We start from the raw sequence: 15483 nt of genomic DNA, 5'->3' as shown, positions 1-15483 counted from the left end.
CGGAACACCCGGTCGGCGACGGAGCCGGCGGCGCCGGGCGCGAGGGCCGCTCATACTGGCCGTACGCCACCGTCAACGGGAAGGTTCCGACGTGATCAGCATCCCGGCGCACACCCTGAACGACGGCACGCGGATCCCCGCGGTCGGTCTGGGCACCTGGCCGATGGACGACACCGAGGCCGAGCGGGCCGTGCACGACGGCCTGAGGCTGGGCTACCGACTGGTCGACACGGCGGCCAACTACCGCAACGAGACGGGCGTCGGCCGCGCGGTCGCCCGCAGCGACGTGCCCCGCGAGGAGATCGTCGTGACGACGAAGCTGCCCGGCCGGCATCACGGCTACGAGGAGACCCTCGCCTCCTTCGAGGAGTCCCGGCGCCGCCTCGGGCTGGAGTACGTGGACCTCTACCTCATCCACTGGCCGCTACCCCGCGTCGGGAAGTACCTGGACTCCTGGAAGGCCATGATCAGGCTGCGCGAGGACGGCCTGGTGCGCTCGATCGGCGTCTCCAACTTCACCCGCGGGCACATCGAGCGGCTGGAGAAGGAGACCGGGGTGCTGCCGTCCGTGAACCAGATCGAGCTGCACCCGCTTCTGCCGCAGGAGGAGCTGCGCGCCTTCCACGCTGACAAGGGCATCCTCACCGAGAGCTGGAGCCCGCTGGGCCGGGGTTCCGGGCTGCTGGAGGATCCGGCGGTCGTCCAGGTCGCGGAGGCGCTCGGTGTGACGCCCGGCCAGGCGGTGCTGCGCTGGCACACCCAGCTCGGCGCGGTCCCGATCCCGAAGTCGGCGGACCCGGGGCGGCAGCGGGAGAACCTCGACCTCTTCGGCTTCGAGCTCACCCCTGACCAGCTCGGCGCGCTCGCCCACGAGGTGCCGCGGCGCCTGGGCGGTGACCCGGAGTCGTACGAGGAGTTCTGAGCGGACCGAGGCGTCCTCTCGACGGACGTGCGTGCGCGCCTCCCGGCCTGCCGCGTCGCTCCGCCCGCCGCGGGTACCCGGACCACCGGTGACATGCGGAGGAGGTTCAGGTGGGTGCGGACGAGCGGCTGCGGGAGTACCGCGGCAAGCGGGACTTCGGGCGGACCGCGGAGCCATCGGGACAGCAGGACTCCGCCGGCGCCGGACCGCGGTTCGTGGTGCAGATCCACGATGCGCGCCGGATGCACTTCGACTTCCGGCTCCAGGTCGACGACGTGCTCAGGTCCTGGTCGGTGCCGAAGGGGCCCTCTGACGACCCGCAGGACAAGCGCCTCGCGGTGCCCACGGAGGACCACCCGCTGGAGTACGAGCAGTTCGAGGGCGTGATCCCGAAGGGTGAGTACGGCGGCGGCACGGTGATCGTCTGGGACCGGGGGACGTACGAGCCGCTGAGCCACGACCGCAGGGGGCGGCCGGTCGACTTCGCCGAGTCCCTGGAGCACGGGCACGCCACCTTCCGGCTGCACGGGTCGAAGCTGCACGGCGAGTACGCGCTGACCCGCTTCCGCGGCGGCCGGGACGGCGCCGAGGAGGAGGCGTGGCTGCTGGTGAAGAAGGGCGGCGGCCGCGGCAGCGGGCACGGCACCCCCGACCCGCGCCGCGCCCGTTCGGTGCGCACCGGCCGCACCCTGGCCCAGGTCGCGGCGGAGGGCGGCGAGGGCTGATCCCCCGCCGGCCGGGCGCGGGCGCGCGGCTGCCCGGACGGAGCGGGCCGGGCGCGTCGGTTGTTTCGGAGGTCGCTTCCGGCGGTGTCGGGCCGGTGCGGCGGGGCGGGGCGGGAACGGGCCGGCGCGGCCGGGGCGCGGTCACTCGGAGGGGAGTGGCTGTTCGCACCAGATGGTCTTGCCGCGCCCGCTGGGGCGGCTGCCCCAGCGCTGGGTGAGCTGGGCGACCAGGAGGAGGCCGCGGCCTCCTTCGTCGTAGGCGTGGGCGCGGCGCAGGTGCGGCGAGGTCGAACTGGCGTCGGACACCTCGCAGATGAGCGCCTGGTCGCGGATCAGCCGCAACTGGACGGGGGGTTCGCCGTAGCGGATGGCGTTGGTGACCAGTTCGCTGACGACCAGTTCGGTGACGAACGCGATCTCCTCCAGCCCCCAGGCGGCCAGTCGGTCCGCGACGGCCTGGCGGGTGGCGGCCACGTGGACCGGGTCCGGTGGGACGTCCCAGGTGGCGATCTGATCGGCGCCGAGCGCGCGGGTGCGGGCCAGGAGCAGGGCCACGTCGTCGCCGGGCTCCGCCGGCAGGACGGCTTTCAGCACTTCGTCGCCGAGGTCCTCCAGCGATGCGGCGGGGAGGCACAGGGCCCGGCAGAGTTCGGCGGTGGCGCGGTCGACGTCGCGGTCGCGGTGTTCGACGAGGCCGTCGGTGAACAGGGCGACGACCGAGCCCTCGGGCAGCCGCAGTTCGGTCGCCTCGAAGGGCAGGCCGCCGACGCCCAGCGGTGGCCCGGGGGCCACGGCGACCGTCGCGGCCTCGCCGCCCGGCGACACGACGACCGGTGCCGGGTGGCCTGCGGTGGCCAGGCTCAGGCGCCGCGAGGCGGGGTCGTAGACGGCGTAGAGGCAGGTGGCGCCGAGCTCCGGGACCTCGCCGCCGTCCTGTTCGTCGGCCAGGTGGGCCACCAGGTCGTCGAGGTGGGTGAGCAGTTCGTCCGGGGGCAGGTCCACGTCGGCGAGGGTCCGTACGGCCGTGCGCAGACGTCCCATGGTGGCCGACGACTGGATGCCGTGGCCGACCACGTCGCCGACGACCAGAGCGACCCTGCTGCCGGACAGCGGGATCACGTCGAACCAGTCGCCGCCGATGCCCGCCTGTGAGCCGCAGGGCAGGTAGCGGTGGGCCACCTCCACCGCCGCCTGGCCGGTCAGCCCGCGCGGCAGCAGGCTGTGTTGCAGGGCGAGGGCGGTGGAACGCTCGCGGGCGAAGCGCCGGGCGTTGTCGATGCAGACGGCGACCCGGCTCGCGAGTTCCTCCAGGAGCACGGCGTCGTCGGCGGCATAGGCGTCCGGCTGGCTGATCCTGAGCCCCACGGCGACGCCCAGGGTGGTGCCGCGGGCCCGCAGCGGCACGGTGATCATCGAGTGGGCGCCTCTGCGGTAGAAGCGCCCCGCGGGGTCCCGCCGGTCGCGCTCCGTCATCCATCTGGCGAACTCGGGCTGGTCGGCCCGGCTGAGGACCGCCCGTCCGGCCCGCATCGCCCGTGCGGCGGCCGAGTCGGAGGGGCGCACGTCGCGTTCGCCCAGGCGTACGGCCGCCTCCGGGGTGCCCTGGGTGACGGAGCTGTGGGCGACCCGGCGCAGCACGATCTCGTCGGCCGGCGCGTCCGGCGGTTCCTCCGCCCCCAGGACCCACTCGAGGAGGTCCACCATGGCGAAGTCGGCGAACTGCGGTACCAGGAGTTCCACCAGTTCCTCGCCGGTGCGCACGACGTCGAGGGTGGTGCCGATGCCGGCCGCCGCCTCGTTCAGCAGGGCGAGGCGGCGCCGGGCCCAGTACTGATCGCTGCTGTCGAGGGCCGCCAGGGCGACCCCGGTCAGTGTTCCGCGGGCGTCGCGCACCGGCCACATCTCGATCGACCAGGCCTGTTCCCGGTCCAGGGCGGGGGTGCTGGAGAAGCTCTCGTAGCGCGCCGGGCGGCCCGTCTCGGCGACCTTGCGCAGATGCTCCAGGACGCCCTGGTTGGGTGCGGTGTCCTCCACACTGTCCAGATACGGCCGGCCGAGCAGGGTCTCCTCGGACACGCCCAGCAGCCGGCAGGCCATCTCGTTGAGCCGCAGGTACTGCTGCCGGGTGTCGAAGACCGACATCGACACGGACGCCTGCTGGAAGGCCTGCCCGGCCAGGACGTGCCCGGGCAAGGTCGGTTCGGGCGGGGTCTCGGGTCCGGGCAGGGTCTCGGGTCCGGGCAGGGTCTCGGGTTCGGCGGTCACCACGAATCCGGCCGGTCGGCCGTCCGCGCCGAGCACGGGGCAGGCCCGTAGCGCGGTCGTCACGGTGGAGCCGTCCCGGTGGCGCAGGACGGCGGGGCCCGAGACCGTGCTCGGGGCCCGGGGCGGCGGCTCCTCCGCGAGCAGCACGCGCACCGGCAGCCCGACCGCTTCCTCGGCCGGATATCCGGTCAGCCGCCGGGCCCCTTCGCTCCAGCCCGTCACGATGCCGTGGGCGTCGACCACGGCCGTGGCGGAGGCCTGCTCCATATCCTCAGAATGAGGCGGTTGCCACACCACATCAAGCGCGGCGGACGGCGGGCGCGGCGGCTCCGCCGGCTCAGGTCCGGGTGCGGGTCGGCCCGGCGGGGCGCGCACGGTCGTACGCGCCCGGCGGCACGGTGGAGGCGGGCGCCTGCTCCCCGGCCGCCCCCCGGCCGTCTTCTGCGCGCCCCCCCGTTCAGGGGAAAGCGATCCGGAGGGCGCTTGACGCCGGGACGGTGCGTCGACACCTTCAGCCGTGACCCTGCCGCTGATCCCGCCCATGCTCGCCACGCCCGGTTCGCTGCCCTCCCCCGCCCAGGACGCGCGCTGGGCGTACGAGACGAAGCAGGACGGCCAGCGCATGGTGGCGTATCTGCCCGGCGACGGCTCCCTGGTGCTGCGGGCCCGCTCCGGCGAGGAGATCACGGCCGCCTATCCGGAGCTGCTCCCGCTGGGCCGTGCCCTGGGCACCACGCCCGCGATCCTGGACGGCGAGATCCTGGCACTGGACGAGGCGGGCCGCGCCAGCTTCCAGCTGCTCCAGAGCCGCATGGGCCTGGCCCACGCCCCCGCCCTCGCCTCGCGCCGGGCGGCGCGGATCCCCGTGCACGCGGTGCTGTTCGACGTGCTGTACCTGGACGCCGGGCCGCTGATCCGGCTGCCCTACGTGGAGCGCCGCGAGCGGCTGGAGGCGCTCGGCCTCGACGGACCCTACTGGTCGACGCCCGGCGCCGTCTTCGGCCACGGAGCCGAAGCCCTGGCCGCCACCCGGGAGCACGGACTGGAGGGCCTGGTCTGCAAGCGGCTGGACTCGGTGTACGAGCCGGGGGTGCGTTCCCGGGCCTGGATCAAGATCCGCAACATGCGCAGCGAGGACGTCGTGGTGGGCGGCTGGCTGCCCGGCAAGGGACGGCTGACCGGGCTGCCCGGCGCGGTGCTCATGGGGCAGCGCGGGGGCGGGAGGCTGCGGTACGTCGGCAGCGTGGGAACGGGCTGGAGCGAGGCCGAGCGTTCGGAGCTCGCGGCGCTGCTCGCGGACCTGGCGACCGACGTGTGCCCCTTCGACCCCGTACCGGCCGCGCGCGGCGCGCACTGGGTGCTGCCCCGCCTGGTCGGCGAGGTCCGCTACAGCGTCCGCACCCGCGCGGGCATGCTGCGCCAGCCCTCCTGGCTGCGACTGCGCCCGGACCTCACCCCCGAGGAATCGGCGGCAGACCTGCCGGACGACCCGCTGAGGTAGCGGCGCCGTGTCGGGTCCGGGCGCGGTGCCTCCGGGCCCGGCCCGAAGGGTGTCGCCGCTGGCCCCGGTGCCGTCGCGCGGCGTGTCCGGCGGTCCCGTCCGCTCGCCCGCCCTCGGGTGGGGCCGTGAGCGGCGTCCGGTGACTTCAGGGTCCCCGGGAAGGTCTATCGTGTGCCGCATGGCCGTGCCTGAAATGATCCGTGTCGTCTCCCGGGACTCGCCGATGGCGTTGGCTCAGGTGGAGCGTGTCCGTGCCGAGTTGGCCGCCCTGTACCCGGGTGTGCGCACCGAAGTGGTGCCGGTGAAGACCACCGGCGACAAGTGGCTGGGTGACCTGGCCACGGTGGAGGGCAAGGGCGCGTTCACCAAGGAGGTCGACGCCGCGCTGCTGGCCGGGGAGGCGGATCTCGCGGTGCACTGTCTGAAGGACGTGCCCGCCGACCGGCCCCTGCCCGCGGGCACCACGTTCGCCGCGTTCCTCGCGCGGGACGACATCCGCGACGCCCTGGTGCACCCCGGCGGACTCACCCTTGACGAGCTGCCGCCCGGCACCAGGATCGGTACGTCCGCGGTGCGCCGGATCGCACAGCTGGCCGCCACCCATCCGCACCTGACGTGCGTCCCGTTCCGCGGCAACGCCAACCGGCGGCTGGAGAAGCTCGCGGCCGGGGAGGCGGACGCCCTGCTGCTGGCCGTGTCCGGCCTGGAGCGGATCGGACGGCAGGACGTGATCAGCGAGGTGCTGTCCCCGGAGACGATGATGCCGCCGATCGGCGCGGGCATCCTCGCCCTTCAGTGCCGGGAAGGGGACACCGAGCTGATCGAGGCGGTCAGCGCCCTCGGTGACACCGACACCTACCGCGTCGCCACCGCGGAGCGCATGTTCCTGCATGTGCTCCAGGGGCACTGCAACAGCCCGATCGCCGGATACGCGCGGGTCGACGGCGGCGGTGAGCTGTCGCTGCGGGCGTGCGTGTTCACCCCCGACGGCAAGACCCGGCTCAACGCCCACGAGTGGGCGGGCCGCCTGGACGCGGCGACGCTCGGCACCTCGGTCGCCGTGGCCCTGCTCCGCCAGGGCGCCCGCGAGATCATCGACGGCATCCCGCACTGAGGCGGCCGGGCCCGACGGGGCCCGGCACCGCCCACCGCCGGGTGACGTCAGCCGGCGGTGCCCGGTTCGGCCTGGTCGCGCAGGAAGTTGCTGATCTGGTGCATCAGCCCGCCCTGGGCGCTCGCGCACGCCGCGCCCGCCGCGACGGACTCCTCGCACGCACCGATGCCCCCGGTCCACATGCGCCGGTCGGTCCACTCCTCGTCGACGCGCAGCTGCACCTGGACGTCCACCTGGGACAGGGACGACTCCGGACCCGCGGCGTACAGCACGGCGGTGACCCGGCGCAGCGGGTAGACGTCGTAGCCCTCGATGAACTGCGAGTTGCGCCAGTCGACGAGCGCGCCCTCCCCGTCGGGGCCGAGCCGCACGTCGATCTGGCCGTCCTCCACATGGATGCCGAAGCTGCGCGTGCCACGGTTCTCGACGGTGATGCGGACCCGGAAGTACGTCAGCCCTTCGGCCGCGTCGTCACGCCCGCGCGGCGGCTCGGCCGGCTCCAGGCGGTGGACGCGGACGCGCAGACCGGCATGTCCGTCGTACTCCTGCCAGTCCCCGACCACGTTCGGCTCGTACACATTGCACCTCTCGACTACCAAGAGCTGCTTCCTATCTGTGCGCCGAGCGCACTGTCAAATGTGCCGAATGCGGCGTGGCCTGGGAATTCACCGGCAATTGATCGCTGATCAAGCCGTGTGCTGGAGAAACCTCCGATTCGGCCCTTCCGGCCGCCGCCGCGGGCGTGCCGCACATCACGCCGTACGGCCGCCCGACGGATGGGTGAGCCCCCCGTCAGCGGGCGAGCCGGCCGAGCAGGCCGGAGGCCGCGGTGATGCCGAGCGCGGCGGCCACCACGAGGACGGCGAAGTCGAGGGCCAGATGCGCGGAGGTGCCCAGCAGCAGTCCGCGCAGCGCGTCGACCTGGTAGCTGAGCGGATTGGCCTTGCTGACGGCCTGGAGCCAGCCCGGCATGACGGCCACGGGATACAGCGCGTTGGAGCCGAAGAACAGCGGCATCGTGATCGCCTGACCGATGCCCATCAGCCGGTCGCGGCTGAGCACGATCCCGGCGATGGTCATCGACAGGCAGGAGAAGAACGCGGATCCCACGACCACGGCGGCGCCCACGCCGAGCAGCCGCAGCGGATTCCAGGTCAGCGCCACGCCCAGCAGGGCGGCGATGACGATCACGACGACGGCCTGGATCAGCGACTTCACGCCGGCCGCGAACGCCTTGCCGGTGACCAGGGCCGAGCGTGGTGTCGGGGTCACCAGGAGCCTGTTGAGGACGCCCGCGTCCCGCTCCCAGATGATCTGGATGCCGTAGAAGATGGCGATGAACATGGCGGACTGGGCGATGATGCCGGGCGCCATGAAGTCGATGTAGGGGATCCCGCCGGTGGGGATCGCCCGGATGCGGGTGAAGGTCTGACCGAAGATCAGCAGCCAGAGCGCCGGCTGGACCGCGCGGGTGTAGAGCTCGGTGCGGTCGTGGCGCAGCTTCTGGAGCTCCACCGCGCACATGGCGCCGACGCGGGCGGGCAGCAGCCGCCAGCCCGCACGGGGCCGCGGGGGGCGCACGAGGAGGCCGATGCCGTCCGCGCCGGCCGGATCAGCCGAGACGGTGGGCGGTGCGGCGGGTGCTTCGCACATCGCGGAAATCTCCTGAGGTGTCGTCGAGGCCGCTGCCGGCCACGTCACGGAAGACGTCCTCGAGCGTGGGCGGCGGATCGGTGGCCGGGGCGCCCTGGGCGCGGCGCCGTTCGCCGAGTCCCTCGCGCAGTTCGGCGGGCGTGCCCAGGGCCCTGATCCGGCCACGGTGCATCAGGGCGACGCGGTCGCAGTACTGGTCGGCCTCGTCCATGTAGTGCGTGGTGACCAGGACCGTCATGCCGGTGGCGACGCAGACGGCGTTGATGTGCTCCCACACTCCGGTGCGGGCGATCGGGTCCAGGCCGATCGTGGGCTCGTCGAGGATCAGCAGGCGGGGCGCGCTGACCAGGGCCTGGGCCAGTTCCAGGCGGCGGACCATGCCGCCGGAGTACGTCTTGGCCAGCCGGTCGGCGGCCGCGGTCAGGTCCACGGCGGCCAGCGCCTGGGCGACCCGGGCGGCGCGTTCGCGGCGCGGGACGTCGAAGACGCGGGCGAACAGGGTGACGTTCTCCCGGCCGGTGAGGGCGGCGTCGGCCGACAGCTGCTGGGGGACGTAGCCCAGCAGGCGGCGGACGGCCATCCGGTCGCGGGCGGGATCGTGACCGAAGACGCGGACCATGCCGGCGGGGACCGGCAGCAGCGTGGTGACGCAGCGGATCGCCGTGGTCTTCCCGGCTCCGTTGGGCCCGAGCAGCCCGAACACCTCCCCCGGGCGTACGGCCAGGTCGAGGCCGTCGACGGCCTTGGTCCCGCCGAAGGCGTGAGCGAGTCCGGTGCAGGTGACGGCGTCGTCGGCCGGTGCCCGCTCGGCGGCGGCCCCGGCGGTGTCCGGTGTCATGGTCGGTCGGCCTCCTCACGCAGGTTGTCGGCCAGCCTGCGCAGGGCGGGGATCGCGGCGCGCAGGGCGTCCCGGTCGGCCTGGTCGAGCCGGTCGACCTGACGGCGGACCAGGGCGGCCCGGCGCGCGCGCCAGTCGCGCAGGCGTGTCCCGGCGGCCTCGGTGAGCCGCAGCCGGGCGGCCCGCCGGTCGGCGGGGTCGGTCTCGCGCACCAGCTGCCCGTCCCGGACCAGCCGGTTGACCAGTGTCGACACGGAGTTGCCCGCCAGGTGCAGCTCCTTGGCGGCCTCCGAGACACCGATGCCGGGGCGGGCCTCGACCAGGCGCAGCAGTTCCACCTCGGCGCCGCGCAGCCGCGGCACGGTCAGTCCGGCGCGCAGCCGGCGCCGGATCGGCCGCAGGACGCCGACGAGCGCGTCGGCCAGCTCCTCGGCATAGGTCTCCGGTGGCATGTCGGTGCCCGTCCCCGGTTCCACGCCAGGCACATTACCTCTGTGACAGAGGTATGTGGCCCAAGAGGCGGTCAAGACCCGGCGTGACCGCGGTCCTTTCACACCGATCACTCACGGCCGTCGCGCATGGTCGAAGAAATTCCCCATAATCATCGCCACGGGAATTCCGAACACACTGCTCGACGATTCAGAATCATTCGATCGCACACCGTCACCGATTTTTGTAATTGTTTCGGAATCGCCCGCATCGGGAATCCATAGATGAGTGCTTCGGACAGGAGGCACGTCCGTGGGAGCCGGCGCGCCGGGCCCCGACGTCCGTCCTTTGGTCCGAGCCCGCGCCTCCCGCGGTGTCCGTCCATCGAGCACCTGCTGAGGGAGGCGCAGCGTATGCGTACCACCGGCAGAACGAAGTCCCATCCGCACGACGACGCCCCCGACACCGCGGCGGCGTTCGAGCGGCTCGCGCGGCTGCCGGACGGCCCCGAGCGCAAGGCGCTCCGGGACGAGCTGGTCCAGGTGTGGCTGCCGATGGCCGAGCGGATCGCGGTCCGCTTCCGCGGGCGCGGCGAGGCCCTGGAGGATCTGTACCAGGTGGCGGCGCTCGGTCTGGTCAAGGCCGTGGACCACTACGATCCAGCGCGCGGCTACGCGTTCGAGGCGTACGCCGTGCCGACGGTGACCGGGGAGATCAAGCGGCACTTCCGCGACCACATGTGGACGCTGCACGTGCCGCGCCGGGTCCAGGACCTGCGCAACCGGGTGCGGCGCGCGACCAAGGAGCTGGCGCAGACCACGCCGGGCCGGGCGCCGACCGTCACCGAGATCGCCGAGTACACCCGTCTGAGCGTGAGCGACGTGCGCACCGGCATGGAGGCCCTGGACTGCTTCGCCGCGCTCTCCCTGGAGGCGGAGGTGCCGGGCACCGAGGGCTACGCGCTCGGGGACGGCCTGGGCGAGGCCGACCCGCGCTACGACCTCGTGGTGGACCGGGTGGCCGTCAAACCGTGTCTGGAGGCACTGCCCGAACGCGAGCGCATGATTCTCTACCTGCGGTTCTTCCGGGGCATGACGCAGAGCCGGATCGCGCAGCAGCTGGGGATCTCGCAGATGCACGTCTCACGGCTGCTCAGCGGCTGCTTCGCCCAGCTGCGGGAGGAGTTGCTCGCCGAGACGCTCTGAAGGCCGGCACCCCGATCATCCGGCGGGTCACGCCGCTGATGCTCCGGTCGGGTGACGGGTGCGGTCCGGGCGGCCGTTTCGGCGGCATCGGGAGGGTACTCGGCAGGCGCCCCGGCATGTTCCCGTCGGACACTGGTGGGAGGCCGGTGGCCACCGGTCGGCGAAACCAGGACGTGCGATGAACCACGATGCGACACCCTCCGGCCCTTGCGAGCCCGGCGTCCTCTCCACCCACTCGGTGTGCGGCGCGCCCTGCTGGGTCAGCCTCACCAGCCGTGACCTCGAGGCCACCGAGAGCTTCTACCACGCCGTGCTGGGCTGGGACTGGCGCTCGACGGCGAAGCTCGGTGAGCACTTCCGGATCGCGCTCGCCGACGGCGCGCCGGTCGCGGGGATCGCGGCCGTGGCCTCGATGTGGCAGATGGCCGTGGCCTGGACCCCGTACTTCGCCGTGCCCAGCGCCGACGAAGCCGTCTCGCGGGTGCAGGAACGCGGCGGTACGGCGGCGGTCGGCCCGATCTCGCTGCCGCCCGGGCGGGCCGCCCTGCTGGCCGACCGGGACGGCGCGACCTTCGGGATCTGGGAGGGTGAGCTGTTCACCGACTGGGAGACGTGGCGCAAGGCCGCGCCCGCCTTCATCCGCCTGCACACGCGCGACGCGTTCGACGCCGCCATGTTCTACGGCGAGGTCCTGGACTGGGCCTCGGACCGGCCAGGCTGCTGCCAGGTCCACTACGAGGGCGAGGAGGTCGTGCTGCGCAGCCACGGCGAGGTCGTGGCCCGCATCGAGTCGGGGGCTCTGGAGGCGGCCCCCGACCCCACGATCCGCCCGCACTGGCAGATCCACTTCCGGGTGGCGGACGTGGCCGCCTGCGCCCGGGCCGCCGAGTGCCACGGCGGCAGCGTCCTGCGCGAGGGCGCCGACGAGGCCGTGCTGCGGGATGCGGACGGCGCCCAGTTCACGGTGACCTCCCGCCGGGAGGCCTGAACCGGCCGCGGGCAGAGGATCCGCACCGAACCGGCCGCCGGAAGACCCGTGCCGGGGCTCTGCCCGCGACGGTGCCCCACCCGGAACCGATCCCGGGAGGGCACCGTCGCGGGCAGGGCTCCGGGCTGTTGGTTCAGCGCGCCGTCCTCGGCGGCCGGGACAGCAGGACCAGGCTGCGGGGCTCCACGAGGAGGCCGCCGGCCGGCTTGTGCTCCGCCTCGTCCGGGGGGCCGTGCGGTTCGGCCGTGTCGAGGACCGTGGTCCAGCGGTCGCCGTAGGCGGGGCCCGGCATGCGGAAGTCGACCGCCTCCCAGTAGCCGTTGAGGAGCAGCAGGAACGAGTCGTCCACCACGCGCCGGCCCTTGCGGTCGGGCTCGGCGATGGCGTCGCCGTTGAGGAAGACCATCACCGAGTGCGCGTCGGAGCGCAGCCAGTCCTCCTCGGCCATCTCCCGGCCGTCCGGGAGCATCCAGACCAGGTCGGGCAGCGGCTGGTCGTCACGGGTCGCCGTCTCTCCCTGGAAGAAGCGGCGGCGGCGCAGCACGGGATGGGCGGCGCGCAGGGCGATGACGTAGCGCGTGAAGTCGGCGAGCTCCCGCTGCGCGGCGGTCAGCCTCCAGTCGATCCAGGAGACCTCGTTGTCCTGGCAGTAGGCGTTGTTGTTGCCGCGCTGGGTGCGGCCCAGCTCGTCGCCGTGGCAGAGCATCGGGATGCCCTGGGAGAGCAGCAGCGTGGCCAGGAGGTTGCGCTGCTGGCGGGCGCGCAGGGCGAGGGTCGCCGGGTCGTCGGTCTCCCCCTCCGCCCCGCAGTTCCAGGACCGGTTGGCGCTCTCCCCGTCCCGGTTGCCCTCGCCGTTGGCCTCGTTGTGCTTGTCGTTGTACGACACCAGGTCGCGCAGGGTGAAACCGTCGTGCGCGGTGACGAAGTTGACGCTGGCCCGTGGCCGGCGGCGGTTGTGGGCGTACAGGTCCGCGGAGCCCGTCAGGCGGGAGGCGAAGTCGCCGAGCGTGTGCTCCTCACCGCGCCAGAAGTCCCGTACGGCGTCCCGGTACAGGCCGTTCCACTCCGACCACAGCGGCGGGAAGTTGCCCACCTGGTAGCCGCCCTCACCGACGTCCCACGGCTCGGCGATCAGCTTCACCCGGCTGATCACCGGGTCCTGCTGGATCAGGTCGAAGAACGCCGACAGCCGGTCCACCTCGTGGAACTGCCGGGCCAGGGTGGCCGCCAGGTCGAAGCGGAAGCCGTCGACGTGCATCTCGGTGACCCAGTACCGCAGTGAGTCCATGATCAGCTGGAGCACGTAGGGGTGGCGCATGAGGAGGCTGTTGCCGGTGCCGGTGGTGTCGTAGTAGTGCGCCCAGTCGCCGTCGACGAGGCGGTAGTAGGAGGCGTTGTCGATGCCGCGGAAGGACAGGGTGGGGCCCTTCTCATTGCCCTCGGCGGTGTGGTTGTAGACGACGTCGAGGATCACCTCGAGCCCGGCCGCGTGCAGCGCCCTGACCATCGACTTGAACTCGGCGACCTGCTCGCCGCGGGTGCCGCGGGCGGCATAGCCGTTGTGCGGCGCGAAGAAGCCGATGGTGTTGTAACCCCAGTAGTTGGTCAGGCCCCGGCCCTGGAGCACGCCGTCGTGGACGAACTGGTGCACCGGCATCAGTTCGACGGCCGTCACGCCCAGCGAGGTCAGATGCTCGATCACCGCCGGGTGCGCCAGCCCGGCGTAGGTGCCGCGCAGTTCGGGCGGCACGTCGGGGTGGGTGCGGGTCAGACCGCGCACATGTGCCTCGTAGATCACGGTGTCGGAGTACGCGCGCCGCGGCGGCCGGTCGTCACCCCAGTCGAAGGCGGGGTCGGTGACCACGCCGAGCATGGTGTGCCCGGCGCTGTCGGCCGGGTCGGGACTGTGCGGGGCGCGCTCGTACAGGGAGGGGTGGTTGTCGATCTGGCCGTCCACCGCCCTGGCGTAGGGGTCCAGGAGCAGCTTTCTCGGGTTGCAGCGGTGGCCGGCCGCCGGGTGCCAGGGACCGTGCACCCGGTAGCCGTAGCGCTGCCCGGGCCCGACACCGGGCAGATAGCCGTGCCACACGAAGCCGTCGGCCTCGGTCAGCGGGACGTGGCGGTGGGTGCCGGCGTCGTCCACGAGGACGAGTTCGACGTGTTCGGCGACTTCGCTGAACAGCGCGAAGTTGGTGCCCTCGCCGTCGTAGGCGGCGCCCAGCGGGTAGGGGTACCCGCTCCACACGGGAACGGGTACCCCTTTATGGCGTCCGCGCGCGGTCACCGGGCCTCCTCCAGGACGGCCTCTTCCAAGGCGTCCTCCGGACCGCCCACCGGAGAGGCCAGCGCGGCGACCGGCATGGCGCGGGGCGTCTTCAGACCCTCGCGCAGGGTCGGCTCGGGAGCCCTGGGGACCAGCGGGACACGCACCCCGGCACGGGCCCGCTGCGAGAACCAGATGACCTTGCTGCCGGTCTCGGAGGCGCAGCAGCCCCAGCCGTCGCTCGTCGCCGCGATGCGGGCCAGGCAGCCGCGCAGGTCCTGGTCCGGGCGCAGGTCGTGGTTGTTCTCCCCGACGGCGGTGATGAGGTGCTGGCCGGTCCACCACATCTCGATGGACGTGTGCTTGTCGCGGGCGTGCTCGTCGATGGCCTTCAGCAGCATCTCGGCTCCCCCGCACACGGGTTCGACGAGGTCCTCCAGGTCCCAGAACCGGAGGTGAGCGGCCAGGATGCGCCTGACCTGCCCGACCCGTTCCGGGCTGACTTCCACGTCGAGGTGGTAGTAGCAGGGCACTGCGGTCTTCATCGTCGTTGGCTCCTCACGGCGAGGCTCGCGCTCCCTCAAGGCCCCTGTGTAAGGCTCAGCCCCCGAGTACGAAGCGTGAGCACGTGTTGCCTCTGAGTCAGATCCCACAGTGGGCGCGCTACGCCATTCGTGCAACCCGAGCGGGCGGCGAGGAGGTGTCCGACGCTCTGGCCAGGACCGCGGCGAGCAGGCGAAACACGCTGGTTGAAGATCCAACAGGACGGTGGGTCGTTGAACGTGCACCATGAGTGAAAGTCTCGAGCGCCGTGAACGGGATCCGTGCCTCCGTGCACGGTCACCGCCCCGACCGTCGGGGAGACGTGCCCATCGAGCGCATCCGAAAGGTGAACGGCGCCATGCTGCTACCCGCCAAGGCCGAAGTCGCACGGCATCTGCGGCACTACCGGGCGTGGGAACGCGCGATGCTCGCGTCCCCCGACGACCGCAGGGTGCGGGCCACCTTCGAGGATTCCGGCTACACCCTGTGCGTGCTGATGGGCAAGCGCTGCGCGCGGGAGGCCGCGGACGCCGCGGAGCGCTATCTGCGTACCAACCTCGTCACCTATCTGCGCGAGCAGAGCAGCAGCCGGCCGCACGTCGGTGTCGTCACGCGGCGCAGCCGGCGCAGGGCGAAGGAGAGGCGTTCGCCCGCCGGGGCATAGAGCCCACCTGGTGCGGAGCCCGCCGGATCACTCGGGCCACCGGGACGCAGAGCCCCGGGTGCGTGGAGCCCACGCACCCCGCACGCCCTCCCCGGGCGACACGCCGGGGAGGGCGCCGAGAAGGACATGCCGAGAAGACGCGGTTCCCGGCCGGGCGCGAGCCCGGCCTCAAGCACGGTGGAGGTGACACCATGAGTTCGACCCCGAGTCCGGCCACGGTCCCCGGCCGCATTCCGGTGCGGGACGTCCGCCCGGCAGTGGAGTACGGCCGCCGTCCGGCCAAGGCGGTGACCGGTGAGTCGTTCCAGGTCACGGCCACCGTGTTCCGTGAGGGCCATGACGCCGTGGCCGCGAACGTCGTGCTGCGCGATCC

The 15483-nt window shown here is 72.9% G+C and carries 15 protein-coding genes; 8 read left to right on the top strand and 7 right to left on the bottom strand.

Features of this window, described 5'->3' with window-relative positions; all coding sequences use genetic code 11:
• Positions 1-91: 91 nt before the first annotated feature.
• Together ACWDUZ_RS23660 and ACWDUZ_RS23655 are read left to right on the top strand one after the other, a co-directional pair.
• Complete coding sequence (locus tag ACWDUZ_RS23660; RefSeq protein WP_451633782.1) at positions 92-922, top strand: aldo/keto reductase; 831 nt, start codon at positions 92-94, stop codon at positions 920-922.
• A 110-nt stretch (positions 923-1032) separates the two neighbouring features.
• Positions 1033-1647 (top strand): DNA polymerase ligase N-terminal domain-containing protein, encoded by a 615-nt coding sequence (locus tag ACWDUZ_RS23655; protein ID WP_451633781.1) that lies wholly within the window; start codon positions 1033-1035, stop codon positions 1645-1647.
• Positions 1648-1788: 141 nt separating this feature from the next.
• Here ACWDUZ_RS23655 and ACWDUZ_RS23650 read toward each other — a convergent pair whose 3' ends face one another.
• Complete coding sequence (locus tag ACWDUZ_RS23650) at positions 1789-4179, bottom strand: SpoIIE family protein phosphatase (RefSeq protein ID WP_451633780.1); 2391 nt, start codon at positions 4177-4179, stop codon at positions 1789-1791.
• A 250-nt stretch (positions 4180-4429) separates the two neighbouring features.
• On the opposite strand from ACWDUZ_RS23650, the gene ACWDUZ_RS23645 reads away from it, so the two are divergent.
• The gene (locus ACWDUZ_RS23645; protein WP_451633779.1) at positions 4430-5413 is read left to right on the top strand and encodes an ATP-dependent DNA ligase; all 984 of its coding nucleotides are present in this window, start codon (positions 4430-4432) and stop codon (positions 5411-5413) included.
• A 178-nt stretch (positions 5414-5591) separates the two neighbouring features.
• Positions 5592-6527 (top strand): hydroxymethylbilane synthase, encoded by a 936-nt coding sequence (gene hemC / locus ACWDUZ_RS23640; protein WP_451633778.1) that lies wholly within the window; start codon positions 5592-5594, stop codon positions 6525-6527.
• Positions 6528-6574: 47 nt separating this feature from the next.
• Here hemC and ACWDUZ_RS23635 read toward each other — a convergent pair whose 3' ends face one another.
• From ACWDUZ_RS23635 to ACWDUZ_RS23620, 4 genes are all read right to left on the bottom strand, one after another.
• Positions 6575-7105 (bottom strand): hypothetical protein, encoded by a 531-nt coding sequence (locus ACWDUZ_RS23635; RefSeq protein WP_451633777.1) that lies wholly within the window; start codon positions 7103-7105, stop codon positions 6575-6577.
• 214 nt (positions 7106-7319) lie between these two features.
• Positions 7320-8180, bottom strand: coding sequence for an ABC transporter permease (locus tag ACWDUZ_RS23630; RefSeq protein WP_451633776.1), 861 nt, complete (start codon positions 8178-8180; stop codon positions 7320-7322).
• Positions 8140-9018: an ABC transporter ATP-binding protein gene (locus tag ACWDUZ_RS23625; RefSeq protein ID WP_451633775.1), complete on the bottom strand. Its 879-nt coding sequence runs from the start codon at positions 9016-9018 to the stop codon at positions 8140-8142. Before ACWDUZ_RS23625 ends, ACWDUZ_RS23630 begins: the two co-directional genes overlap by 41 nt.
• Complete coding sequence (locus ACWDUZ_RS23620) at positions 9015-9470, bottom strand: MarR family winged helix-turn-helix transcriptional regulator (protein WP_451633859.1); 456 nt, start codon at positions 9468-9470, stop codon at positions 9015-9017. Before ACWDUZ_RS23620 ends, ACWDUZ_RS23625 begins: the two co-directional genes overlap by 4 nt.
• 390 nt (positions 9471-9860) lie before the next feature.
• On the opposite strand from ACWDUZ_RS23620, the gene ACWDUZ_RS23615 reads away from it, so the two are divergent.
• Both ACWDUZ_RS23615 and ACWDUZ_RS23610 read left to right on the top strand, forming a co-directional pair.
• Positions 9861-10652: a SigB/SigF/SigG family RNA polymerase sigma factor gene (locus tag ACWDUZ_RS23615; protein ID WP_451633774.1), complete on the top strand. Its 792-nt coding sequence runs from the start codon at positions 9861-9863 to the stop codon at positions 10650-10652.
• 178 nt (positions 10653-10830) lie between these two features.
• Positions 10831-11640, top strand: a complete 810-nt coding sequence (locus ACWDUZ_RS23610) for a VOC family protein (protein WP_451633773.1) — start codon at positions 10831-10833, stop codon at positions 11638-11640.
• Positions 11641-11773: 133 nt separating this feature from the next.
• On the opposite strand, the gene glgX is transcribed toward ACWDUZ_RS23610, so the two are convergent.
• Together glgX and ACWDUZ_RS23600 are read right to left on the bottom strand one after the other, a co-directional pair.
• Positions 11774-13924, bottom strand: a complete 2151-nt coding sequence (gene glgX, locus ACWDUZ_RS23605) for a glycogen debranching protein GlgX (RefSeq protein ID WP_451633772.1) — start codon at positions 13922-13924, stop codon at positions 11774-11776.
• A complete protein-coding gene (locus ACWDUZ_RS23600; protein WP_451633771.1) occupies positions 13921-14448 on the bottom strand; it encodes a pep a2 in 528 nt (175 codons plus the stop codon). Before ACWDUZ_RS23600 ends, glgX begins: the two co-directional genes overlap by 4 nt.
• Positions 14449-14804: 356 nt before the next feature.
• Between ACWDUZ_RS23600 and ACWDUZ_RS23595 the strand changes: the two genes are divergently transcribed.
• A complete protein-coding gene (locus tag ACWDUZ_RS23595) occupies positions 14805-15110 on the top strand; it encodes a DUF5133 domain-containing protein (protein WP_451633770.1) in 306 nt (101 codons plus the stop codon).
• A 191-nt stretch (positions 15111-15301) separates the two neighbouring features.
• The coding region (locus tag ACWDUZ_RS23590; protein WP_451633769.1) for a maltotransferase domain-containing protein at positions 15302-15483 on the top strand (182 nt) is incomplete at its 3' end.

Source organism: Streptomyces sp. NPDC003393, from assembly GCF_053589015.1.
Note: the sequence above shows the minus strand (reverse complement) of the source record. Positions and strands in the feature narration are given on the sequence as shown.